This is a genomic window from Micromonospora sp. DT68, from assembly GCF_049847245.1.
GTDB classification, from domain to species: Bacteria; Actinomycetota; Actinomycetes; order Mycobacteriales; family Micromonosporaceae; genus Micromonospora; species Micromonospora profundi.
This window is the reverse complement of record NZ_JBNCNZ010000005.1, coordinates 189,279-212,054: the sequence shown is the minus strand read 5'-3', so window position 1 is coordinate 212,054 and position 22,776 is coordinate 189,279. Positions and strand designations below refer to the sequence as shown.

21 protein-coding genes are annotated in these 22,776 nt (G+C 72.3%); 5 read left to right on the top strand and 16 right to left on the bottom strand.

The window, feature by feature from the left end; all coding sequences use genetic code 11:
- Window positions 1–95: 95 nt before the first annotated feature.
- The 6 genes from ACPXB1_RS11710 to ACPXB1_RS11685 all read right to left on the bottom strand — a co-directional run bounded on the left by ACPXB1_RS11710 (window position 96) and on the right by ACPXB1_RS11685 (window position 6,240).
- Window positions 96–1,163, bottom strand: a complete 1,068-nt coding sequence (locus ACPXB1_RS11710; RefSeq protein ID WP_355632257.1) for an ABC transporter ATP-binding protein — start codon at window positions 1,161–1,163, stop codon at window positions 96–98.
- Entirely contained in the window at window positions 1,160–1,975 is an 816-nt protein-coding gene (locus ACPXB1_RS11705) for an ABC transporter permease (protein WP_355589072.1), read from the bottom strand. Before ACPXB1_RS11705 ends, ACPXB1_RS11710 begins: the two co-directional genes overlap by 4 nt.
- The gene (gene modA / locus ACPXB1_RS11700) at window positions 1,972–2,766 is read right to left on the bottom strand and encodes a molybdate ABC transporter substrate-binding protein (protein ID WP_425735205.1); all 795 of its coding nucleotides are present in this window, start codon (window positions 2,764–2,766) and stop codon (window positions 1,972–1,974) included. The genes ACPXB1_RS11705 and modA overlap by 4 nt, the downstream gene beginning before the upstream one ends.
- Window positions 2,763–3,185 (bottom strand): TOBE domain-containing protein, encoded by a 423-nt coding sequence (locus ACPXB1_RS11695; RefSeq protein WP_355589074.1) that lies wholly within the window; start codon window positions 3,183–3,185, stop codon window positions 2,763–2,765. Before ACPXB1_RS11695 ends, modA begins: the two co-directional genes overlap by 4 nt.
- Window positions 3,186–3,473: 288 nt before the next feature.
- Window positions 3,474–3,965 (bottom strand): SsrA-binding protein SmpB, encoded by a 492-nt coding sequence (smpB, locus tag ACPXB1_RS11690; protein WP_053659737.1) that lies wholly within the window; start codon window positions 3,963–3,965, stop codon window positions 3,474–3,476.
- A 52-nt stretch (window positions 3,966–4,017) separates the two neighbouring features.
- The gene (locus tag ACPXB1_RS11685; protein ID WP_425735204.1) at window positions 4,018–6,240 is read right to left on the bottom strand and encodes a hypothetical protein; all 2,223 of its coding nucleotides are present in this window, start codon (window positions 6,238–6,240) and stop codon (window positions 4,018–4,020) included.
- A 242-nt stretch (window positions 6,241–6,482) separates the two neighbouring features.
- Here ACPXB1_RS11685 and ACPXB1_RS11680 point away from each other — a divergent pair, with 242 nt between their 5' ends.
- Window positions 6,483–8,450: an ABC transporter ATP-binding protein gene (locus ACPXB1_RS11680; RefSeq protein WP_425735296.1), complete on the top strand. Its 1,968-nt coding sequence runs from the start codon at window positions 6,483–6,485 to the stop codon at window positions 8,448–8,450.
- Window positions 8,451–8,567: 117 nt separating this feature from the next.
- Here ACPXB1_RS11680 and ACPXB1_RS11675 read toward each other — a convergent pair whose 3' ends face one another.
- The 5 genes from ACPXB1_RS11675 to ACPXB1_RS11655 form a co-directional block, all read right to left on the bottom strand.
- Entirely contained in the window at window positions 8,568–9,083 is a 516-nt protein-coding gene (locus ACPXB1_RS11675; protein ID WP_355589078.1) for an NUDIX domain-containing protein, read from the bottom strand.
- A 212-nt stretch (window positions 9,084–9,295) separates the two neighbouring features.
- The gene (locus ACPXB1_RS11670; protein ID WP_355589080.1) at window positions 9,296–9,934 is read right to left on the bottom strand and encodes an SRPBCC family protein; all 639 of its coding nucleotides are present in this window, start codon (window positions 9,932–9,934) and stop codon (window positions 9,296–9,298) included.
- Window positions 9,934–10,299, bottom strand: a complete 366-nt coding sequence (locus ACPXB1_RS11665; RefSeq protein WP_355589082.1) for an ArsR/SmtB family transcription factor — start codon at window positions 10,297–10,299, stop codon at window positions 9,934–9,936. Before ACPXB1_RS11665 ends, ACPXB1_RS11670 begins: the two co-directional genes overlap by 1 nt.
- A 24-nt stretch (window positions 10,300–10,323) precedes the next feature.
- The gene (locus tag ACPXB1_RS11660; protein ID WP_355631609.1) at window positions 10,324–11,004 is read right to left on the bottom strand and encodes a TMEM175 family protein; all 681 of its coding nucleotides are present in this window, start codon (window positions 11,002–11,004) and stop codon (window positions 10,324–10,326) included.
- A 116-nt stretch (window positions 11,005–11,120) separates the two neighbouring features.
- The gene (locus tag ACPXB1_RS11655) at window positions 11,121–11,705 is read right to left on the bottom strand and encodes a family 1 glycosylhydrolase (protein ID WP_355631612.1); all 585 of its coding nucleotides are present in this window, start codon (window positions 11,703–11,705) and stop codon (window positions 11,121–11,123) included.
- Between ACPXB1_RS11655 and fxsT the strand changes: the two genes are divergently transcribed.
- Window positions 11,604–13,364, top strand: a complete 1,761-nt coding sequence (gene fxsT / locus ACPXB1_RS11650) for an FxSxx-COOH system tetratricopeptide repeat protein (RefSeq protein WP_355631615.1) — start codon at window positions 11,604–11,606, stop codon at window positions 13,362–13,364. The genes ACPXB1_RS11655 and fxsT overlap by 102 nt on opposite strands.
- Before the next feature lie 435 nt (window positions 13,365–13,799).
- On the opposite strand, the gene ACPXB1_RS11645 is transcribed toward fxsT, so the two are convergent.
- From ACPXB1_RS11645 to fxsA, 3 genes are read right to left on the bottom strand one after another with little or no spacing between them, the layout of a single operon-like run.
- Window positions 13,800–15,563, bottom strand: a complete 1,764-nt coding sequence (locus ACPXB1_RS11645) for an aKG-HExxH-type peptide beta-hydroxylase (RefSeq protein WP_425735203.1) — start codon at window positions 15,561–15,563, stop codon at window positions 13,800–13,802.
- A gap of 6 nt (window positions 15,564–15,569) precedes the next feature.
- Window positions 15,570–16,772, bottom strand: a complete 1,203-nt coding sequence (locus tag ACPXB1_RS11640; RefSeq protein ID WP_425735202.1) for an FxsB family cyclophane-forming radical SAM/SPASM peptide maturase — start codon at window positions 16,770–16,772, stop codon at window positions 15,570–15,572.
- 47 nt (window positions 16,773–16,819) lie between these two features.
- Complete coding sequence (gene fxsA / locus ACPXB1_RS11635) at window positions 16,820–17,011, bottom strand: FxSxx-COOH cyclophane-containing RiPP peptide (protein ID WP_355589089.1); 192 nt, start codon at window positions 17,009–17,011, stop codon at window positions 16,820–16,822.
- 299 nt (window positions 17,012–17,310) lie between these two features.
- On the opposite strand from fxsA, the gene ACPXB1_RS11630 reads away from it, so the two are divergent.
- Window positions 17,311–17,667, top strand: a complete 357-nt coding sequence (locus ACPXB1_RS11630; RefSeq protein ID WP_425735201.1) for a YciI family protein — start codon at window positions 17,311–17,313, stop codon at window positions 17,665–17,667.
- A gap of 2 nt (window positions 17,668–17,669) precedes the next feature.
- Entirely contained in the window at window positions 17,670–18,878 is a 1,209-nt protein-coding gene (locus ACPXB1_RS11625) for an RNA polymerase sigma factor (protein ID WP_355631618.1), read from the top strand.
- Between the two features lie 16 nt (window positions 18,879–18,894).
- Here the strand turns inward: ACPXB1_RS11625 and ACPXB1_RS11620 are convergent, their stop codons facing one another.
- A complete protein-coding gene (locus ACPXB1_RS11620) occupies window positions 18,895–19,620 on the bottom strand; it encodes a hypothetical protein (protein WP_425735200.1) in 726 nt (241 codons plus the stop codon).
- Window positions 19,621–19,778: 158 nt separating this feature from the next.
- Between ACPXB1_RS11620 and ACPXB1_RS11615 the strand changes: the two genes are divergently transcribed.
- A complete protein-coding gene (locus tag ACPXB1_RS11615) occupies window positions 19,779–20,912 on the top strand; it encodes a carboxylate-amine ligase (RefSeq protein WP_425735199.1) in 1,134 nt (377 codons plus the stop codon).
- A gap of 17 nt (window positions 20,913–20,929) precedes the next feature.
- Here the strand turns inward: ACPXB1_RS11615 and ACPXB1_RS11610 are convergent, their stop codons facing one another.
- Complete coding sequence (locus tag ACPXB1_RS11610; RefSeq protein ID WP_355631621.1) at window positions 20,930–22,714, bottom strand: N-acetylglutaminylglutamine amidotransferase; 1,785 nt, start codon at window positions 22,712–22,714, stop codon at window positions 20,930–20,932.
- Between the last annotated feature and the right edge of the window lie 62 nt (window positions 22,715–22,776).

Sequence of the window (22,776 nt, the reverse complement as noted above, 5' to 3'; positions counted from 1 at the left end):
AGCTGAGCAGGTCCGCGCGTGCCGGGCGTGTGGGTATGCGCGCGTGCCGGGCGTGCGCGCGTGCCGGGCGTGCGCGCGTGCCGGGCGTTCGGGTGTCAGCCGGTGGCCGGGTAGGCGTTCGTTTCGGCAGCCTTGACCGCCACCCAGACCGGCTGGCCTGGAAGCAGCCGCAGGTGGGCGGCGGCGGCCGGCGTGACGTCGGCGGCCACCCCGATCGGCCCGTCGACCTGCACCCGCACGTTGTCGCCGTGGCGCTGGACGCCGGCCACGGTACCGGCCCAGATGTTGCGCGGGCTACCTTCCGGGCGGGTCGGGTGCAGGGCCACCGCGGCCGGCCGGAACGCGACGAACGCCTCGCCGTCCAGCCGGTCGGCGACGGTGAGGGTCAGCTCCGGTGCAACCCGCACGCCGTGCCCGTCGGCCCGACCCCGATAGAGGTTCAGCCCGACCAGCCGGGCCACGTAGTCGGTGCGCGGGCGGGCCGTGACGCTCGGCCCGTCCCCTTCCTGCACCACCCGGCCACCCTCCACGATGACCAGACGGTCGGCAAGCGCCAACGCGTCCAGCGGATCGTGGGTGACAAGCACCGTCGCGCCCGGGTGCGCGGCCAGGTGCCGATGCAACTCCGCGCGGGTGTCCAGTCGGGTACGAGCGTCCAGCGCGGCGAGCGGTTCGTCAAGCAGCAGCAGTGAAGGTTCCACTGCCAGCGCGCGGGCCAGCGCGACCCGCTGTGCCTGACCGCCGGAGAGCTGCCGGGGCCTGCGGTGCTCCTGCCCGGTCAGACCCACCCGGTCGAGCCAGCCCTTGGCCCTGGCACGCGCGGCCCGCCGGTCGACGCCGTGCCGGCGCGGCCCGAACGCCACATTGTCCAGCGCGCTGAGGTGGGGAAAGAGCAGGTAGTCCTGGAAGACCACGCCGACTGACCGGCGTTCGGTGGGCACCCAGCCGCGCGTCGCCGGGCGGTCCAGGTCGACGCCGTCGAGGGTGACGTGCCCGTCGGTGAGCGGATGCAGCCCGGCCAGCGCGCGCAGCGCAGTGGTTTTGCCTGCGCCGTTCGGGCCGAGCAGCGCGACCACCTCGCCGGGCGCGACCCGCAGCGGCACGTTGAGACGGAAGGTGGCCCGGTCGACGACGAGCCGGGCATCGAGCAGCGGCCCGCTCATGCGCTTGTCAACCAGCGGTCCCGCAGCGCCGCCAGGATTCCCACCGAGACGACGAGCAGCACCAGACTGAGCACGATGGCGGCCTCCAGGTCGGTCTCCAACGCCAGGTAAACGGCGAGCGGCATGGTCTGCGTGCGGCCCGGATAGTTGCCGGCGAAGGTGATGGTGGCCCCGAACTCGCCGAGCGCCCGCGCCCAGCACAACACCGCACCGGCGGCCAGCCCGGGTGCCACAAGCGGCAGCGTGACGTGGGTGAATGTCGTCCAACGGCTGGCGCCCAGCGTCGCGGCGGCCTCCTCGTAGCGGTGGTCGGCGGCGCGCAGCGCACCCTCCACGGCGATGACCAGGAACGGCATGGCCACGAACGACTCGGCCAACACGACACCGGCGGTGGTGAACGGCAGGGTGATGCCGAACGTGGCGTCGAGCCAGCCGCCGAGCAGCCCACGCCTGCCGAAGACCAGCAGCAGCGCCACGCCACCCACCACCGGCGGCAGCACCAGCGGTACGGTGACCAGCGCACGGACCAGCCTGCGGCCGGGAAACTCGACCCGGGCGAGCAGCCAGGCCAGCGGCACCCCGAGCAGCAGGCAGAGCAGTGTGGCGAGGGTGGCGGTCTGCACCGACAGCCGTAGCGCGGTCAGCGCACCCGGCTCGGTGAGCCGCTGCGGCAGGGTCGTCCACGGTGCCCGGATCACCAGCCCGGCCAGCGGCAGGACGAGAAAGAGCAGACCCAGCCCGGCCGGGATCAGCAGCGCCGCCGGCACCCGACCGCGTCGGTGCGGCCCGGCGACCGTGTGGACCCGGCTCACGGCGACTGGAAACCGGCCTCGGCGAGGATCGCCTGGGCCGGCGCCGAGCGGACGTACGCGACGAAGGCCCGCCCGCCGGCCGGATTCGGCGCGTCAGTCAGCGCGACGATCGGGTATTCGTTGACCGCCCGCGCCGACTCGGGAAACTCGACGCCTGTCACGTCCGCGCTCGCCGCCCGCGCATCCGTGCGGTAGACCAGGGCGGCGTCGACCTCGCCCAGCTTCACCTTGGCCAACGCGCCCCTGACGTCCTGCTCAAGGGTCACCGGGGTCAACGCGACGCCGGCCGCGTCGAGGGCCGACCGGGCCGCCGCGCCGCACGGCACCTGGTCGGCGCAGAGCGCCACCTTCACGCCCCGGCGAGTCAGGTCGGCAAGCCCGGTCACCGCCTTCGGATTGCCGGCGGGTACCGCGATCACCAGTTGGTTGCGGGCGAAGGTGACGGGTGTGCCGTCGGCGTTGCCGGCCTCGGTCACCGTCGTCATGTTCCGTGGCGCGGCCGAGGCGAAGACGTCCGCCGGCGCGCCCTGGTTGACCTGATTGGCCAGTGCGGAGCTGCCGGCGAAGTTGAAGGTCACGGTGCTGCCCGGGTTGGCGGCCTCGAAATCCGCACCGAGCCTGGTGAACGACTCGGTGAGCGAGGCCGCCGCGAACACCGTCACCGTTCCGGTGACCCGGCCATCCGCGTTGCCGCCCGGCGCGGGGTCGCCGCTGTCGCCGCATCCGGTCATCGCCAGCCCGGCCACCGTCACCAGGACTGCCACCACGCCGCGTGTCGCCCGCGTTCTCATCCGCCTGACCTTCCCCTGGTCGGTGTGGGCGCGGCCCGCTCCACCACCACAGTCGTCGACTTGATCACCGCGACGGCCACCGACCCGACCCGCAGGTCAAGCTCATCGACGGCTTCTCGGCTCAGGAGCGACACGATCCGGAACGGCCCGGCCTGGATGTCGACCTGGGCCATCACCGTGTCCTTGCGGACGTCGACGACGATGCCGCGCAACCGGTTACGGGCAGAGGAGAACTCGGCGCCCGCCTCCGGGTCCGCGGCCTGGGCGCGGGCGAAGGCGGCAAGGTCGACGCCGTCGATGACCCGGTGGCCGTGCTCGTCGCGCCCGGCGGGCAGCCGTCCGGCGTCCACCCAGCGCCGGATGGTGTCGGCGCTGACGCCGAGCAGGTCGGCCGCCTCACCGATCCGGAACATCGTCACCGGCTCACCCTAGCGCCCGCACCTGCAAGCACGTAAGGCCGAAATTGGCCGCACCCGCGTGGGCAATCGGGCCCGAGAGGCGGCACTTGCGCGGCCGTGCCTCGCCGCCGCATTCCTCGTGATGCCGTCCCGTCCCGACCCCTTCGCGCCTGCATGTTCCGGCAACATCGTGGATGTAGTGGCATCCCGCGAGGTCGAGGCCACTACAACCAGGATCGAGCACCATCTTCGGCGTGCGGGCGTGCGGGCGTGCGGGCGTGCGGGCGTGCGGGCGTGCGGGCGTGCGGGTCAGGGGCGGCGCGGGTGGCCCTTGAGGTGCCGGCCCAGCTCGCGGGCGATCTCCCGGTTGGCGTCCCGTTCGGCAAGCGTCTGCCGCTTGTCGTACGAGCGCTTGCCCTTGGCCAGCGCCAGCTCGACCTTGGCGTAGCCGTTCTCGAAGTACATCGACAGCGGCACCAGGGTCACCCCGCCCTCGCGGACCTTGTCCAGGATCCGGTCGATCTCGGCCCGGTGCAGCAGCAGCTTGCGGTTGCGGCGGGGGGCGTGGTTGGTCCACGTGCCGTAGGCGTACTCGGCGATGTGCAGGCCGTACAGCACGATTTCGCCGTCGCGTTCGTGGGCGAACGCGTCCACCAGTGAGGCCCGGCCCTCGCGCAGCGACTTCACCTCGGTGCCGACGAGCACGATTCCCGCCTCGTACGTGCGCAGCACCGTGTATTCGTGCCGGGCCTTCTTGTTGGAGGCGATCAGTCGGCGTTGCGGCTGTTGGGACCTGCTCACCCGGTGACGATATCCGGCCGCCGGGCCAACCGGCGCGCAGGCGGGCAGCGGATCAGCCGGCGCGCAGCCGGCCGGCCAGGTCCCGTACGGCCACCGCGAACTCCTCCTGCGACTCGCAGGGCAGGTGCGCGAGGATCGGCGGGGGCACACTGTCGCTCGGCGGCGGCACGACGTCCTGCGGATCCTTCAACCGGCGATCCACTGTCGCTGGCGGGCCGGTAAGCGTCTCGGTGGTGCCCGGCCGGTGCGCGGCGAAGATCCAGCCGCCGATCGGGTCGGTGTCGCGCCACAGGTTGAGCCAGCGCCAGCCGACCCGCTGACCGATCTCCTGCAGCACCTCCTCGTCGACGTACGCGGGAAACAGCCGCGAGTACAGCCGTTGCAGCGGGGACCCGTACGTCAACAGGGCGACCCGGTCACTGACCCGAGGGGGTAGTTGCAGCACCGTGGCGGCGAGCAGCACCGAGCCGTGGCTGTGCCCGGCCAGCAACACACCGTTGCCCTGGTCCACGAGGTAGGTGATCCGTTTGGTCAGCTCCGGCACGGCCCGCTCGGCGTAGCAGGGTGGGGCGAACGGATGCGCTGCCCGGGGCCAGAAGGTCCCCAGGTCCCACAGCACGCCCACGTACCGGCGGAACGGCGCCGTGCGGTAGGCGAAGATGCCGCCGATGACCAACCCGGCGATGATGAAGGCGATCGCGTAGCTGCCCAGCCCGATCATGAAGTTGACCAGGCCGAGGGGCACCCCGATGAAGCGTTGCAGTAGGTCGCCGGGTTTCAACTGCATCATGCCCAGCGCGCTTGTCGCCAGGCCCAGCGCGATCAGGCAGGCGTACACCACAGTCAGTGGCTCCAGCCGCTCGGTGAACCGGGCCCGGGCCACCGCCTGCTCGACCTGCCGCAGTCGCCGGGCCGCCTCCGGCGACGCGTCCGGGAAGTCGGCGGCCACGATCGTGGCCGCCGCCCGCATCCGTTGGCGTCGGGTCAGCATGGTGACGACCCCGGCGACCAGCAACGCTGTCGTCACCGCAAGGAAAAACCCGAAGATCGCCCATTTGTACGCCAGCGGTGGGCTGGTCACCAGGGCGTCGGCGGTGTCCCCGTCGCGGTCCAGCAGGTCCGACACCCGGTAGACCATCTCGGCGGAGAACGCCACGCCGAGCCCGGCGGCGATCGTGAGGAAGACGGGCGTACCCAGTGCGCGCAACGCCCCACCCCGTTGCCCGGCGCCGCGACCCCAGAGGACGACAGCGGCGAGGATGAGCACCAGCACGGTCTGGCTGACGAACAGCCATGCCATGATCGCGCTGTATCCGGGGAGCGGGCCCTCCTGCGGCCAGGGTGCCGGACTTCTGATGATGTGCACGATCACCAGGATCGTCAGACCGCAGGTGACAGTGCGCAGTGCGCGGATGAGTCCGTCCACCCGGCGTTCCCGGCCGAGCCGGTCGATGACCTGCACGGAGCTGAGCAGCCCCAGACAGGTGAGCAGCACCGCCCCGCAGGCCACCAGCAGCACCACCATCACCGCCGAGGAGGGCTGGCTCGCCCGGGCGACCAGCAGGCTGCCGTCCAGGGTGGCGAACGCGGCCGCCACGTGCACCGAACGCAGCCGCCCGACCAGCGGCGCGGCGTCCCACTGGCCGATGCCGCTCAGCCGGTGCGCCGATGTCTGCTGCACCGGGGTCCGGAAGGCGTCGAACGACTGGCCCTGGCGCGAGCTCAGCCGCCAGACGAGTCCGATGGCGGCGATCGGAATCACCGACAGCACCCCCAGGCGCACCCCCGGCGACCGCCCGGAGAGCCACGACAGCCAGCTCCGCCCGTTCGTGCACGACGGGGTGCCCATGCAGCGCCAGGCGACGAGGTCCAGCGCGCCTCCGACGATGGCCAGGACGTAGAGCATCGTGAGGGTCAACGCGAGCACCCGGCACAGCGCGAGGACGGCATGCTTCGAGGCGGGGTTCCCCGGGCGCATCCACAACGCCACGTTGCAGAGCATGAAGGGCAGCAGGAACACCAGCGACAGGGTCCGCATGGCCGTGCCGGACGGTAGGTCACTCCACCGGTACGCCTCCAGCCACACCCCGCCCGGCCCTGTGGCGCCCGGATGGCCGGCGCGCGGGCGGTAGAAGCCGCCGTTGCGGTCCCCGGCGACCTGCTCGAGGTGCGGATGGTTGAGCACCTGGTCGGCGTCCGCTCTGGAGACACCGTGTACACGCAGCTCCACGACCTGGCCCGACGTCGTCGGTTCGGTCGGCGACGCGTCCGCCATGGGCCCCCCGAGGTGTGCGCGGCAGTCGGGCGGGTCGGCGGTGTACGCCCGCCCGCGCGGCCCACCGTCTTACCCGTCCAGGGCCCGGTCAACCGTGCCCGCATCGGGCGACGGTGTGGCTCGATGCCGTGTTCCTGACACGCTCGTACGACGCGCCGGTTACGTGCTGACATCGAATGGTTGCCGGCAGTAGTCTCGGCCGGCGTCCGTGCCCCCGCCCCCGAGGAGCGCCCGTGGAGTCGATGGCCCGCCAGCGCACCGCTGGCCCGGACGACGATCCGCCGGGCGCTTCGTCGGGCGACCCGCAGTCCGGCGGCACCATGCTCCCGGAGCTGGAGGACCGCGACTGGTTGCACCACGCGCAGGAGTTCGCCCACACCAGCTTCTGGGCCGTGGCCCGTCGACTGCCCCGGCTCGTACGGGAGGCGGTCGGGCTGGCCTGGTCCACCAACCGTGGCGACACCGTAGCCTCCATCGGCCTCAACATCGCCGCCGGCGTGATGACCACGTTCGGCCTGCTCGCCACCACCAGCGTGTTGCGTGAACTGTTCGCCGCCGGCCCCACGCCCGACCGGGTCCGCTCCGCCCTGCCGGCGCTGATCGTGGCCGCTGCGGCGGTGTCGGCCCGTGGCGGCCTGACGATAGCGGCCGGCTGGGCCCAGGCCCGACTGATCCCGCAGATCAACTACCAGGTGGAGCTGCGGCTGTTCGAGGCCACCACGGCGGTGGACCTGGCGGCGTTCGACGACGCCGGCTTCGCCGAGGAGATGGACCGTGCGCGCGACCGGGGGATGGCCGAGGCGGCGTTCATCGTCGACCACACCGTCAACCTGGTGACCGGTGTGGTCGGGATGCTCGCCACCGCCGTCGCGGTGACAGTCATCCAGCCACTGCTGCTGCCCTGTCTGCTGCTGGCGGCTGTGCCCCAGGCGATCACGGCGGTGCGGATGGCCCGCCGGGAGTACCTGGCGATGCTGGCCCGGATCACCCGTCGGCGGCGGATGTGGATGCTGGCCCACCTGATGGCCAACCGGCGCACCGCCGCCGAGGTGCGCGCGTACCAGATGCGTGACTTCCTGCTCGCCGAATACCGCAGTGTGATGACCGTGGAGACCCGTGCCCACCTGCGGTTGGTTCGCGCGCAGACCGGCACGCGGGTCGTCGGCGCCGCCGTGGCGGGGCTTGCCACCTTCGGGGTGTACGCGGTCCTGGGCGGCCTGCTGCTCAACGGGATGGTCGCCCTCGCCGCCGCGGCCACAGCCCTGTTGGCCCTGCAGTCCGCACGGACCAGCCTCGGCGTCGCGGTCGTCGCCACCAACTCGCTCTACGAGGACGCCCTCTACTACCAGGACTATCGCGATTTCCTGGCCCGCGCCCACGCCCGGGTGCCGATCGGCGGCGACCGACTGACCGACGGGGTCGACGTCATCGAGTTGGACGAGGTGAGCCTGACCTACCCGGACACCGACGCCTCAGCGGTCGACCGGGTCAGTCTGACCGTCCGCCGAGGTGAGGTGATCGCGCTGGTCGGTGAGAACGGCTCCGGCAAGACCACACTGGCCAAGCTGATCGCGGGGCTCTATCGACCGACCGGCGGGGTGATCCGCTGGGACGGCGTCGACGCTGCCGAACTGGACCCGCGCACCCTCGGCGCGCAGGTGGCCGTGATGACCCAGGAATGGTGGAAGTTCCCGTTCACCGCTGGGCAGAACATCCGTGTCGGTCGGCACGACCGCCCGCCGGACCGACCCGGCCCGAGCGTGCAGGAGGCGGCCGCCTCGGCCGCGGCCCACGACATGATCGTCGGCCTGCCGCACGGCTACGACACCCTGCTGGACCGGGAGTTCAAGGACGGCCAGGAGCTGTCCGGCGGGCAGTGGCAGCGGCTGGTCGCCGCCCGTGGCCTCTACCGCGACGCAGCCCTACTCATCTGTGACGAGCCGTCCGCTGCCCTGGACGCCCGCGCCGAACACGCCCTGTTCCAGCACCTGCGCCGTCGACCCGACCGGGCGGTCGTGCTGATCACCCATCGGCTGGCAAACGTCCGACACGCCGATCGGATCTTCGTGATGGAGCGGGGCCGCCTCGTGCAGCACGGTAACCACGACGAGCTGATAGCGGCCGACGGCCTCTACCGTGAGCTGTTCGACCTACAGGCCGCCGGCTACCTGGCCGACGCCGACCCGAACCACCCCGCCGACACCCGATAGCCCGCCGTCCCCGAGGCCCGACCCTCAGCATCGGACGCAGTTTCCTGGATGTAGTGGCATCCGTGATGCGAAAGGCCACCACATCCAGGGTCGAGCACGATCATGGGCGCGGGGCGGTCAGGCGGTGCGGTTGGGCGTGAGGAAGTCGGCGAGTACCCGGGTGTGGGTGGAGAACGCCAGCTCAACCGGGTCGGTGAGCACCAACCATCCGGTAGCCTCCTCGGTCGGCGCCGACGGCGGTAGTTCCTCGGCCGCCCGCTCGGGCAGCACGCCGAAGATCATCATCGTGCCGCCCGCGGGGGCGCTGTGCACAGCGAAGAGCCGCGCGTCCTGGGCGGCCGCGATCAGCCCGGTCTCTTCCCCCAACTCCCGGACCAGCGCTTCGGACCACTCCTCGCCGTACTCGATGAAGCCGCCGGGCAGCGCGAGCAGCCCGCGGGCCGGCTCGATGTCCCGGCGGACCACCACCACGCCCAGGCCGTCGGCGGTGCGGACCGGCAACACCGCGACCGCGACGGGCAGCGGATTGCGCCAGACCGTCTCGCCGCAGACGGTGCAGATCCTCGGCCACCCGGCGTCCGGCCGGTAGGCGGCGCCGCAGTAGGAGCAGTGCGAGTACGGCGTACCGGTCATGCCGCAGCACGTTACCCGGGCGGCCGCCCGCGCACCCGGTCGTGCGAACGGCGGAAGCCCGCCACCCGCACGACCGGAAGCTGATAGCCCGCACGTCCGGAAGCTGATCGCCCGCACGCCCGGAACCCTGCCGCCCGCATGACCGGATGCGCCGTTCACGGGAACGGCTGGGTCGGAAACCGCGATGTCGGCGGACCGTCGGGTCGGGCGGCTCAGCTCGCCGGGGCGCCGGTGTAGAAGGAGGTGGTGCGCTCGGCGGCGGCCTTCGCCTCGTCGGCGTCGGTGCCGGCGGCGATGCTTGCCTCGCCCCACAGTTGGCTGCTCAGCTCCATGAACCGGCGTCCCTCGGCGGAGGCGGTCCACTCGGCGCTGTCCTCCGGGCGGACGCCGCTGCCGTCGCCGGCCAGGTACGAGGCGAGACCGAGCAGGCCCAGGTCCCAGCCAACGCCGACGGCACCCGGCCCGAACTGGGCCCACCGGTCCTGGTCGACGTGCGCGATGTGGTCGAGTTCGAAGCGGGTGCGCTCGGTGTCGACGGGGGTGAGGCGTACCTCGATCCAGCTGACCTCGCCGCCGTACTCCCAGGTTGCGGTGAAGCGGTGCGGCGGGTCGCAGCTCTCGATGGTGCCGCCGGCGTTGTCCTTGAGCTGGTACGTGCCGTGCAACCGCAGGTCACCGGTGATCGGCAGGAACCAGCGGGGGATGCGTTCGGCGTTGGTGCAGGCGTCCCAGAGGTCCTCGACGGTTGTCTGGTACGTCTGGCTGACGGTGCTGACCCGGGCCTCGCCGGCCTGCAGGGTGCGGCTGCCGACAGTGCGCTGAACGGCGTTGATCTGCTCGATGGCGTCCATCATTCGTTCCTCTCGTCGGGTGGGTCGGAGGCTTCGCGTAGCCGGCGTTCGCGTCGGCCCCGGGCCAGTTCGGTGGCGAGCGCGGCCAGAGGTGGGGCCCAGAACCGGCGGAAGTGCTCCAGCCAGCCGTCCACCTCGCGCAGTGGGCGCGGGTCGACGGCATAGAGCCGCCGGGTGCCGTCCGGCCGTACGGTGGCGAAGCCGTTGTCCCGCAGCACCTTGAGGTGCTGGGACACGGCGGGTTGGGAGATGCCGAACTCGTCGCGGATGACCGCGCTGACCGCGCCGGCGGTCTGCTCGCCCTCGGCGAGCAGCTCCAGGATGCGGCGCCGGACCGGATCGCCCAGCACGTCGAAGGCGTGCACGGCGACAGTTATATCAGGCCTGGCTTATTTAAGCGAGGGCTGATGATTGGCGTGTCGGTGGACTCCCTGGCTGGTCACGGCGTGATACACGATCATCACGATGAGGCCGATCAGGCCCAGCAGCGGGTTGGCGAACCAGCCGAGCAGACCGCTGAGCCCGTACAGGACCAGGCCGGTGACAGGTCGCAGCCGCTGCATCCGGACGTGCTCCGCGCTCACCCTGCGCCCCAGAAGCTCCGGATGACGGCGAAGGTAGGCGAAGAACACCAGCCACGGCGCCGACATCAGCGCGGCGGACGCCGCGTACAGGGCTACGGCCGCGCGCTGGTCGTCGACGTCGCCGTGCGTGAACGCCGCCGCCAGCACCGCCGTGGGAAACGGGATGATCACTGCCCCGAAGAGGATGCCGAGGTTGATCCAGCTCAGGGCGAGGGTGGTCCCACGGATCAGTTTGAGCAGCGCGTGGTGGTTGAGCCAGAGCACCCCGATGTAGACGAACGACACGATGAAGGCCAGGTAGGAGGCACCCTCGCCGAGCAGCCCGGTGAGCAACTCACCCTCGTGGTATTCCGGCACCCGCAACTCGATCACCAGCAGGGTGATGACGATGGCGAAGACACCGTCGCTGAAGGCCGTCATCCGGTCGGTGCCGGACACTCGCGGCATGCCGCCGGTGTGCTCGACCTCGTCGGGTGCTGTGGCCATGGCCGCAGGCTAGCCAGCCGGGGCGGCCGTCGGTGACGGTTTCGCCGGACCGTGACCGGAACGGCCGCCCGGGGCGCCCATGAGGCACCCCGGGCGGCCGGTCTCGCCGACCCCGTTCAGGCCACCGGCGTCACGGCGCCGGCCGCCCCGGCGAGACGCCGGTGGGCGCGGATCAGCTCCGCGTAGCGCCTGCCGCTCGCCTTGACCGTCCGACGCTGGGTCGTGTAGTCCACGTGCACGAGCCCGAAGCGCTTGTCGTAGCCGTACGCCCACTCGAAGTTGTCAAGCAGGGACCAGACGAAGTAGCCGTCCAGCGGCACGCCCCGGGCCACCGCCGCCGCACACGCCGCCAGGTGCTGCTCCAGGTGGTCGGTGCGCTCCTTGTCCTCGACCGTGCCGTCCGCGGTGACCTCGTCCGGCCACGCCGAGCCACTCTCGGTAACGATGATCTTCCCCGGTCGGTACTCCTCGTGGACCTCGACAAGCAGTCGCTCCAGCCCTGCCGGGTACGTCTCCCAACCCATCGCGGTCTCCACCGCGCCGGGCACCGGCACCTGCCGGGCGTACGGCGGCGGTCCGGCCGGGTCGTCGACAACCAGTTGCCGGAAGTAGTAGTTCACCCCGAGGAAGTCGGTGGGCGTGGCGATGACCGCCAGGTCGTCGCCACGTACCGGGGGCTCGACACCGTAGGTGGCGATCATGTCGGCGGGGTAGCCGCGCCCGACCGCTTCGCCAGTTTCATGGCCCCGATCGACCCCACGCTTACCGACCCGATCCTGCAGGGCCTGGTGACCGCCGAGCTGGGCCGCTACGGGCTGGCCCAGGTCGACGCGGAGAACAACTCGGTGCGGATCCACCGGCTGGTCCAGCTGGTCATCCAGGACCAGCTCGGCGATCCGGAGGAGGCCCGCCGCCAGGCGCAGCTGCTGCTGGCCGCCGCGAGCCCCCGCGACCCCGACAAGCCTGTCAACTGGCCCCGGTACGCCGAGCTGTGGCCACACGTACGCCCCAGTGAGCTGCACCTGTCCACGATGGACGAGGCGCGGCAGTTGGTGGTGGACATCGTGCGCTACCTCTACCGGCGCGGTGACTACGACACCAGCCGGGCCCTCGCCGAGGAGTCGCTGGCCGGATGGCGGGACACCGACGAGGACGACCCGACCAAACTGCGGATGCGCTTCCACCTCGCCAACGTGCTGCGCGCGCAGAGCCACTTCGACCGGGCGTACGACATCGACCGGGACGTCTACGATCGCCAGCGGCGGATCTTCGGCGAGGAGCACCTCTACACGCTGATGACCGCCCGCAGCCTCGGCGCGGACCTGCGCGCCCAGGGGCTGTACCACGAGGCCGAGGCGCAGGACCGCCGCACCCTGGAGCTGAGCGTGCGCAGCTTCGGCGACGACAGCGGCCGGACGCTCACCGCTGAGAACAACCTCGCCGTGTCGTTGCGGCTGGTCGGCGACTTCCGTGGCGCCGCCGCACTGGACCAGCACATCCACGAGCGACGGCGGGACCGCTTCGGCGAGGAGGATCCGTCCACCCTCGCCTCGGCCAGCAACTACGGGCGCGGGCTGCGCGACGTCGGCGAGCTGTGGCGGTCGCACAGCGTGCTGCAACGCACGTACGGCATCCAGCAGAAGGTCATCGGCGCGGACCACCCGGAGACCCTGCGGACGGCCAAGGAGTTGGCGCTCACACTGCGCCAACTGGGCCGGTTCGCCGACGCGCACCGGCTGATCGAGCGGACGGTCGTCAGGTATCAGCGCACCCTCGGCGGCGACCACGCCGACACCCTGTCCGCCGAGATGGCCCTGGCGACGACCTGGTCCGCGGTGGGCGACAACCAGACGGCGCTTCGGGTGGCCCGCCGGCTGCGCGACGGCTACAACGAGGTGCTCGGCGAGACGCACGCCATCACCCTTGCCTGCCTCAACAACCTCGGTGTGCTGCTGCGCAAGCAGGGCGACCACACGCAGGCTCGGGAGCTGTCCCAGCGGGTCCGCGACCAGTTGCTCGCCAACCTCGGCGAGCGGCACCCGCACACCCTGCTGGCCACCCTCAACCTGGCCAACGACCTGTTCGCCCTCGGCGACCGGGACACCGCGCTGCTGCTGGACACCACCGCCTACGTGGAGTTGACCCGGGCGCTTGGCGCCGACCACCCGGACACCCTCTCGGCCTCGGTCAACCTGGCGTTGAGCCGCCTGGGCACCGAGAGCGAGGCGGATGCCGGCCAGGCCCTCTACGACGAGGCGTTCGGGCAGTTGGTGCAGCTCTTCGGCGGTGACAATCCGCGGGTCGTACAGGCCCGCCAGCAGGAACGCGCCAACGCCTACATCGAACCAGCCCTCCTCTGACCCGCGCCCCTCTTCACCGCTCGCCGTCTGGACGCCGCTCGCCGTCTGGACGCCGCTCGCCGTCTGGACGCCGCTCGCCGTCTGGATGCCGCTGGTCGCCCCTCGCCCGTCGGCAGGCCCTCGGAGATCAGCCGTTCAGGACGAACCACCTTTGCCTCCCCGCCATCTCCCCTGCACGTCCTTTGCTCTGCTTCAACCCACGCAACGCTTTTGGTCGAAAAGTGTTGCGCCTGTTGAAGCAGAGCAAAGGACGCAACCCGACCCCTCCGGGCGTCGGCAGTTGTTCGCACCTCGGTGGTCGCGCCCGCAGGTCTGCCGCTTCCGATCAAGCTGATCACCGTGGCGCCCCGCTGCTGACGTGCTGATCGCCGTGGCACCCAGGTTCTGGCGTGCTGTCTCGCCAGGACGCGGGGGTGCCGGGCGTCGGGTCGGGGCCTATCGTCCTGGTTCGGGGTGGCGTTCGGCGGCGGGAACGGCCTGCCCCAGCCACTCTGCGAGGGCGAGCGGGTCGGCGTCAGGCAGTGTCTGGTCGAGCGCCCGCACCAGCTCGGGCCGGCCGGCCAGCGCCCCGGCCGCGGCTGGCTGGCCGGTGTGGCGGGCGGTGAGCGCCAGCCCTACCCAGGCGTCGACGTCGCCGGGGTCGGCGGTCAGACGGCGGCGGTACCCGGCCAGCGCGTCCTCCAGCTTGCCCGCCGCGTAGGCCTGGTCGCTCGGGTTCGACACGGGTGGTCCGCTGGCGTCCAGGAGTTGCCGTCGCACCGCGGCCTCCGGGCCGGAGTCGGCGCGTAGGGCCGGGCTGGCCGGGGCCGGCGCGACAGTCGGCGTCGGCATGCCGGCGTCGGGTGCCACGCCCTGCCGCCAGGCCCGCGCCAGCCGGTCCACGCCCTCCGGGTCGGGCGTCAGGTTGGCCAGGCCCCACCGCACCGCGCCGGCGTCAGCCACATCGCGGACCACCGCCTCGACCCGGCCGTCGACCGGGTCCCGCCAGTCGCGCAGAGCCCGGGTCATGCCCGCCACGAAGGACCGGCCGGCAGCTGTCAACTCGGCCGCCCCGGCGAGCTGCCGGGCCGCGCGGCTGGTCTGCTCCCGCCAGTACGCGTACTCGAAAGCGGCAGTGATCCCCTCGTGCTGCCGGCAGCGCCACACCTCGGCCACCCCCAGGTGCGCGTACGCGCCCTGCAACAGGGCGCCAACCGGGCGGGGGTCGAGCCGCCACGGCGCCCGGTACCGGGCCGCCCCTCCCGGCCGGTACAGCGGCACCAGGTCCAGCAGCGCGCCGAGTTTGGTGTGTTGCAGCTCGTGCACGAGCAGCAGCGCGAGGGTCTGGGCGTCGGCCGGCACCGACAGCGCGATGGCACCCAGGGCATCCCGGCTGGTGGCGCTCACCGCGTTGCCGGACGGCGGGGGGAGCAGCGGCACCAGCGAGCGCAGCAGAACGGTCAACGCGTCGGCGTGCGCCGGCAGGTGCGCCAGCAGCCACTGCCACCCGTCGGCCGTGAGCCGGCTGAGCCGGGCCGCCGCCGCGTCGTCCAGCCGGTCTGCCGAGGGCCGGTGGTAGCAGCGCCGCCACGGGTCCTGGTCGTCCACAGTCACCACGAAACCCTCGACGAGGCTGATCCGGCGCAGCGGCCACCAGCTCACCCCGCCGCCGTCGGTGCCAACCCGGCCGCCGCCCGCCGCGCCGCCGATCCGCACCCCGCCGCCCGCCACGCTGCCGATCCGTAGCCCGGCGCCCGCCGCGCCCTCAGCGTCGATCCGCAGCGTGTCGGCCTCGCCGCACAGCAGCACCGGGCCGGCGGGCAGTCCCGTCGCGGTGCCGACGGTCGGCAACGGCAGCACGCCGTCGGCGGGGCCGGGCAACGTCAGCGTGTACGTCAGCCCGGCGCGGGTCGCGGCCACCGCCGCGAGCGCCGCCAGGTAGGCGGGACCTGTGGTGCCGTCCAGCATGGCGCGGGCCCAACCGGTGACCGGGGGATGGGCCAGCACATCGGCCACGGCGGCCGGGTCAGCCCGCTCGGCCCGGGTCAGCAGGGCCAGGCTCTGCCCCACGAGTGGCTGGTCGGCGGCGGCACGCGCGGCGGCGACGGTCAGCAGCCGGCGGCGACCGAGTTGCCCGCCGCGAAGCACCGCGAACGTGTCGGCGTCGCCGCGCCCGCCAGCCAGCCCGGCGAGCTGTGGTGCGGACAACGGCTCCGACACCACAGCTCACCGCCCGACCGGTGTGCTGAGGTCGGGCCGGGAGGTGATGCGGTGGCGCAGCGCGTCCAGGTCGGCGGCCACTGTGGACCGCACGTGCCCGATCAGCCGGAACAGGTCGCCGCAGTAGACCGACGGGTTGGCGAAGCCGGCGCCGTCGCGGAAACGGTGTGCGTACAGGCCACCGCCGCAGACGCCCACGACCGGGCAGGCCCGGCAGGCCGCCGCCAGGGAGTCGAAACCTGTCGGGCGTCCCGCCAACGAGGGGTGCCGCAGCGCCTCGTCGAGGCTGTGCCGGAACACGTCGAATCCGGTACGCATGGCCGAGGTAGTTGTCGTCTTGAGGGTGTCGGTGCCTTCGATGGTGCCGTCGGTCTCGATCGTCATCACGTCCGGTTCGGCGGTCCCGAGCGCCCGGGTGCCACTGCGACCGCCCAGCAGCAACGCGATGAGCGACTCGAACAGCCGGATGCCGGTACGCCGTGGCGTCTCGGCGTACCAGCGGTCGAAGACGGCGATGAGCCAGTCCGCGTACGGGGTGGCCGGGTCGTCGGGCTGCCGGCCAGGTGGCGGGCTGCTCCAGTTGCCGTGCGGCAGCAGCAGATCCAGCCGGGGCGGGTCGAACTCGCGCAGACCCTCGTAGACGGCGATCGGATCGTTCGCCAGGTCCACAGTGCAGAGCAGGCCGGCGTAGCGCTCCCGATGCTCGGGCCGGGCCAGCAGGCGCAGCGCGGCGGCCACCTCGGCGAAACTGCCCCGCCCGTCGGCGTGCCGGCGGTTACGGTCGTTGGACACCCGGTCACCGTCGAGGCTCACGCCGACGTCGATGCCGTGGGTGTGGCACAGGCCGAGCGCCGCCTCGTCGAGGAGCAACCCGTTCGTCTGCATCGCCACGTCGAGGGTGGTGCCCGTGGGCATGGCGGCGCGCAGGGTGCGTACCGTCCGGTCGAGTGCGGGCAGGCCGGCGAGCAGCGGCTCCCCGCCGTGCAGCACCACCCGCACCCGGTCGGTGCCGTGCCGGGCCACGTGCGCGGCCAGCCGGTCGGCGACCCGGGCCACGGTGCCCGGCGCCATGACTCGGGGGCGGTCGCGCCAACCCTGGTCGGCGTTGCGGTAGACGTAGCAGTAGTCGCATGCCAGGTTGCACCGCGAGTGGACCTTCAACACCAGTTGGCGGACGCGGGGCACCGACGCGACGCCCGTCGTGTCCACGGCAGGGCGGTGTCGGGTGGCCGACGGCGAGGCGTCGGCCGGCACTGTCAGAAGCTCGATTCGAAAGCCGACACGTCGCCGGGCCGACCCGGCTCACCCTCGGCGGCCAGCGTGCCCAACACGTGGGCAAGGACGCCGTCACCGGCACCGGCCAGCAGATCCGCCAACGGTACGTCGCCGAGCTGCACCAGAGCGGTGCCTGCGGTGCGGGAAAGGGGCGACTGGTCGTGGTCAGCCACCGTGGACCGTCCCGCCGTCGAAGACCCGCACCTGCGTCACCGCTGCGCTCACTCCGCCTTTCTACACCATCGCACCCGGCCCACGACGGCGCGACACCGCAGCCGTACACGCTGGTCATCGGGCCGTCACCGGGCGTACCACCGAAGCCGTCCGGCGGCCCCGGCCGGCGCCCTCGGCCCGGACCGGCGCGGACCGGCGCGAAAAGTTCCTGCCGGCGGCCTGTCGTGGTGGGCGGCGGCCGTTCGTGTAGAGGATGGGACATCGGCATCGGGCCGGGTCGCCGCCGCGAGGAGGAACGATGACGCTGTACCTGCTCAGCATCCAGCAGCCGCAGGGTGAACGGCCGCCGGAGCCGGAGTTCCTGGCCGCTGTGATGCGGCAGGTCGGCGAGCTGCACGACGAGTTGTCCGCCGCCGGTTCGTGGGTCTTCGGGCAGGGCCTGCACGGCCCGGAGACCGCAACAGTGCTGCGCGCCCGCGACGGCGACGTGCTGATCACCGACGGGCCGTTCGTCGAGGGCAAGGAGTACCTCGGTGGCATCGTCGTCATCGACGTGCCGGACCTGGACGTCGCCCTGGAGTGGGGTCGCCGCTACGCGCTTGCCACCACCCTGCCGATCGAGGTCCGTCCGTTCCAGGGTGGATCCGGGGTCTGAGCGTGCCCGACATCGAGGCGGTGTTCCGGGCCGAGTACGGCCGCGCGGTCGCCGTGCTGGTCCGGCTGCTGGGCGACATCGACCTCGCCGAGGAGGCCGTCCAGGAGGCGTTCACCGTAGCGGTACGGCGTTGGCCGAGCAGCGGCGTACCGCCCAGCCCGGCCGGCTGGATCATCACCACCGCCCGTAACCGGGCCATCGACCGGCTGCGCCGGGAGGCGACCCGGGCCGACCGGCACGCCGAGGCGGCCCTGCTGCACGCCGCCGATCCACCCGTCGAGGAGGGCCCGGTGCGCGACGACCGGCTACGCCTGATCTTCACCTGCTGTCATCCGGCGCTGGCCCCGGCTACCCGCGTCGCGCTCACCCTGCGCCTGCTCGGTGGCCTGAGCACCGCCGAGATCGCCCGCGCTTTCCTGGTCCCCGAGCCGACGATGGCGCAGCGGCTGGTCCGCGCCAAGTCGAAGATCCGCAACGCCCGCATCCCGTACCGGGTGCCCCGCGAGGCCGACCTGCCCGACCGGCTGCACGCCGTCCTCGCGGTGCTTTACCTGATCTTCAACGAGGGGTACACGGCCAGCGCCGGCCCGAGCCTGGTCCGCGCCGAGCTGTGCGCGGAGGCGACGCGCCTGGCCCGGCTGCTCGTGGAGTTGATGCCCGACGAACCGGAGGCGCTCGGCCTGCTCGCGTTGATGCTGCTCACCGAGTCACGCCGGCCGGCACGGACCACGGCCGACGGTGAGCTGGTGCCGCTGCCCCGCCAGGATCGCAGCCTGTGGGACGCCGCGCTGATCGCCGAAGGGCAGGCGCTGGTCCGCCGCTGTCTGCGCCGTGACCGGCCGGGGCCGTACCAGATCCAGGCCGCGATCGCCGCCGTGCACAGCGCCGCGCCGCGCGTCGCCGACACCGACTGGGGGCAGATCCTTCAGCTGTACGACCAGCTGACGGTCCTCGCTCCCGGCCCGGTGGTGGCGCTGAACCGGGCGGTGGCACTGGCCGAGGTGGCCGGGCCGGCGGCGGCGCTGGCCGAGGTGGACCGCCTCGACCTGCCCGGCTACCACGTGCGGGACGTCGTCCGCGCCGACCTGCTGGCCCGCCTCGGCCGACGCGGGGAGGCGGTTGAGGCGTACCGGATGGCCGCCGCCGGCACTGACAACGCGGCTGAACGGGCCTTCCTCACCGCCCGCGCCGCGACGCTGGCGTCGGGTTGACAGTCGGCGGCCGTGCCTACTTGTCGGCCACCGAGTCGCGGGTCGGCTGGCCGGGAACTGATGCCGGCTCGGCGAGGATGCCGTGCATGACGTCCTCGACGTTCGGCACCTGGGCGAGTTCGCCAAGCCCTTCGACGTAGCGCAGCAGCCGGCGCTGCATGGCCGCAAGCTCCGCGCGGCACCGCTCGTCGTCCGGCCAGGCGGACTCCGGCCCGTCCGGGTTGGCCTGCTCCCACGCCCGCAGGCGCGGATGCCACGCCGAGAGGAAGGGCCGAAGCTCGTTGTTGAGCATGGCGATTGCGAGGTGTTCGACTGTCGGGCGGCCGGTGGTACGGATGGAGGGCGTCACCTGACCCAGGATCTCCCTGCTGATCGCGAACAGCTGGTACAGCGACGTCAACGCCTCCCGGATGTGCCCCGTGCCGGTCGCCAGCGGTTGACCGGACACCCGCGTGACAGCCTCGACGAACAGCCGCCACGCGGTTTGCTTGTTGTCCCGGGTGACGGCGAACTTCAGCTCACTGAACTGCGGGACAGAGACCGTGACCTCCGTCAACTGGAACTTCCGGGAGTAGGCGGACGCGACCACCGCCGCGACGCCACCGGCAGTCGTTCCGCAGAGCGCGAAGAGGGCGGGCCCTGTCAGTCGACTGGCCAGATACACCGCCAGGCCCACAGCGGCACCGACGACAAGACCCAGGGCGATGTTGAACCACCGAGAACCGCGCCAACGCATCAGCATCCGTGCATCGTCCCAGACCGCCGCACACCGGCGCGCCCTGCGACACGACGGACCCGGGCGTGGCGTCCGCACGCGCGTTTGCCGCCTGCCTTACGCGGGAAACCGAGGCGCCCCGGCCACGGGTCCACCCGTGGCCGCGAAACCGTATGGAGGCGGCCATGGCGTACCGTCCAACGACCGTCGACACCGTGCCCGACCTGGGCATCCTCACGCTCGGCGTGGAGGAGGAATACCTGATGCTGGACCCGGAGAGCGGGCGGAACCTGCCGGTGGCCGACAAGGTGCTCACCGCGCTGCGCGGACCCGCCCGGGACCAGAGCCGCCAGGAGTTCCGGCACAGCATGGTGGAGATGGTCACCCCGGTCTGCGCCGACCTCTCCGAGCTGCGCGGCCACCTGGTGGCGCTGCGCCGATCCGCCGGGGAGGCCGCCGCCGCGGCAGGGGCACGGCTGGTGGCGGTCGGTGCCACGCCGGTGGCCGAGCCGCACCGGACGGTGCCGGACAAGCCGCGCTACCACGCGATGTCGCGCCGGTACGGGCCTGTGGCGCACGATCCGGCGGTCTGCGGCTGCCACGTGCACGTCGGGCTGCCGGACCGGGAGTTGGCCGTGCAGGTCTGCAACCACCTGCGGGGATGGTTGCCTGTGGTGCAGGCCATCACCACCAACTCGCCGCTGCACGACGGGCAGGACACCGGCCACGCGAGCTGGCGGTCGATGCAGCTGGAACGGTGGCCGAGCATCGGACCGACGCCGTACTTCGAGTCCGCCGCCGACTACGACCGCACCGTCGACGAGCTGATCGCCGCCGGCGTCATGCTGGACGCGGCGATGGTCTACTGGTACGCCCGGCCGTCGTCGGCGTACCCGACAGTGGAGGTGCGCGTCGGTGACGTCTGCTCCGACGTGGATGACGCGGTGCTCGTCGCCGCGCTGGTACGCGCACTTGTCGCCTCCCTCGCCGACGACGTACGCGCCGGTGTGACCGCCCCGCGTACCCGCGACTGTCTGGTGGCGGCGGCGCACTGGCGTGCCGCCCACGACGGCCTGGACGGCGAGCTCATCGACCTGCGGGCCGGCGGCACCCGACCGGCGTGGACGATTGTCGACGACCTGATGGCCAAGGTGGCCCCGGCGCTGCTGCGCCACGGCGACCTCGGGTACGTGCTGGCGCAACTGGCCCGGCTACGCCGTGACGGCACCGGCGCGACCCGCCAGCGTGAGGTGTTGGCGCGTACCGGTGACCTGCGTGCCGTCATCGACGACCTGGCGGCCCGCACGGCCGCCGACTGACCCGACCTGGCGCCGTCTCAGCGGATGTCGTGGGTCTGCAACCAGAGTTCCAGCAGGCCGAGCTGCCACAGCTTGTTGCTGCCGGCCGCCGCCTCGGCGCGGTCCGGCTCGGCGAGCAACCGCGCCACGTACTCCGCGCGGAACAGCCCCCGCTCGCGCGCGACAGGCGCCTGCAACGCCTCGGCGACCAGCTCGCGGACCGGCCCGTCCACATTGCGCAGCGCCGGCACCGGGAAGTAGCCCTTCGGGCGGTCGATCACCTCGGCCGGAACCACCTCCCGGGCGACCTCCTTGAGCACACCCTTGCCGCCCTGGGCCACCTTGTGCTCCGGCGGGCAGTGCGCGGCAAGGGTGACCAGGTCCTGGTCGAGGAACGGGGTACGCACCTCCAGACCCCATGCCATGCTCATGTTGTCCACCCGCTTGACCGGGTCGTCGGGGAGCATCAGGTGGGTGTCCAGGCGCAGCACCGCGTCCAGCGCCGACTGCGCGCCGGGTGCGGCGAGATGCCCGGCGAGCAGGTCCCGGCTGGCGTCGTGGTCCAGCGCGTACTCCGGACCGACGACCTGGCGCAGCTCGTCGTGGTCGCGGTCGAAGAACGCGGCGGCGAACGTCTCCTCGGCGCCGTGCCGGTGCGCCTCGACAAGCGGCTGGTGGTAGCCGTACCCGGCGAACACCTCGTCGGCGCCCTGCCCGGACTGCGCCACCTTCACGTGCCGCGCGACCTGCTCGGACAGCAGATGGAAGGCGACCACGTCGTGGCTGCCCATCGGCTCGCTCATTGCCAGCACGGCCCGGCGTACGGCAGGAACCAGATCGTCGTTGGCCAGTCGGATCCGGTGGTGGTCGGTGTCGTAGGCGCGGGCCACCAGGTCGGAGTAGTGGAACTCGTCGCCGGACTCGTCGCCACGGCTGTCGAAGCCGATGCTGAACGTCCGCAGGTGCTGCTGGCCCGCCTCGGCGAGCAGCGCCACGATGAGGCTTGAGTCCAGACCGCCGGAGAGCAGCACACCCACCGGGACGTCGGCGACAAGCCGTCGACGTACGGCGGTGCGCAGCGCGTCACCGATGGCGGCCCGCCAGTCGGCGGCGTCCATCCCGGCGTCGGCGGGTTCGCGTACGTAGTCGGGCTGCCAGTACACCTCCTCCCGGCTGCGCCCGTCTGCCTCGATCACCCGCAGGGTGGCCGGCGGCAGCTTGCGCACACCGCGCAGCACGGTTCGGGGCGCGGGCACGATGGAGTGCCACGACAGGTAGTGGTGCAACGCCACCGGATCGATGCTGGTGTCCACGTCACCGGCGCTCAGCAGCGCGGGCAGGGTGGAGGCGAACCGGAGCCGCCCAGGGGTCTCGGCGAGGTAGAGCGGTTTGATGCCGAGCCGGTCCCGGGCCAGGATCAGCCGCCGTCGGGGCCTGTCGACAAGCCCGATCGCGAACATGCCCACGAGGTGGTCGACGAAGCGCTCACCCCAGTGCGCGTACGCCACGAGGATGACCTCGGTGTCGCTTGTCGAGTGGAACGCGTACCCGGCGTTGCGCAGCTCCTCGCGCAGCTCCGGGTAGTTGTAGATGCAGCCGTTGAAGACCAGCGCGAGGCCCAGGTCGTCGCGCACCATCGGCTGGCCGCCGGCCTCGGACAGGTCGATGATCGTCAGCCGGCGGTGCCCGAGGGTGACCCAGTCGGCGTCGTACAGTCCCTCGTCGTCCGGGCCGCGGGAGCGCATGGCCTCGGTCATCCGGGTGACCGCCTTCGCGTCGGGCGTCCGGCCGTCGAAGCGGGCCTCCCCGCTGATCCCGCACATCAGGCGGCGCGGTGGTGGTTCGGGCGGGACAGCAGCGGCACGAGAGTCCTCCTGTCACGTCG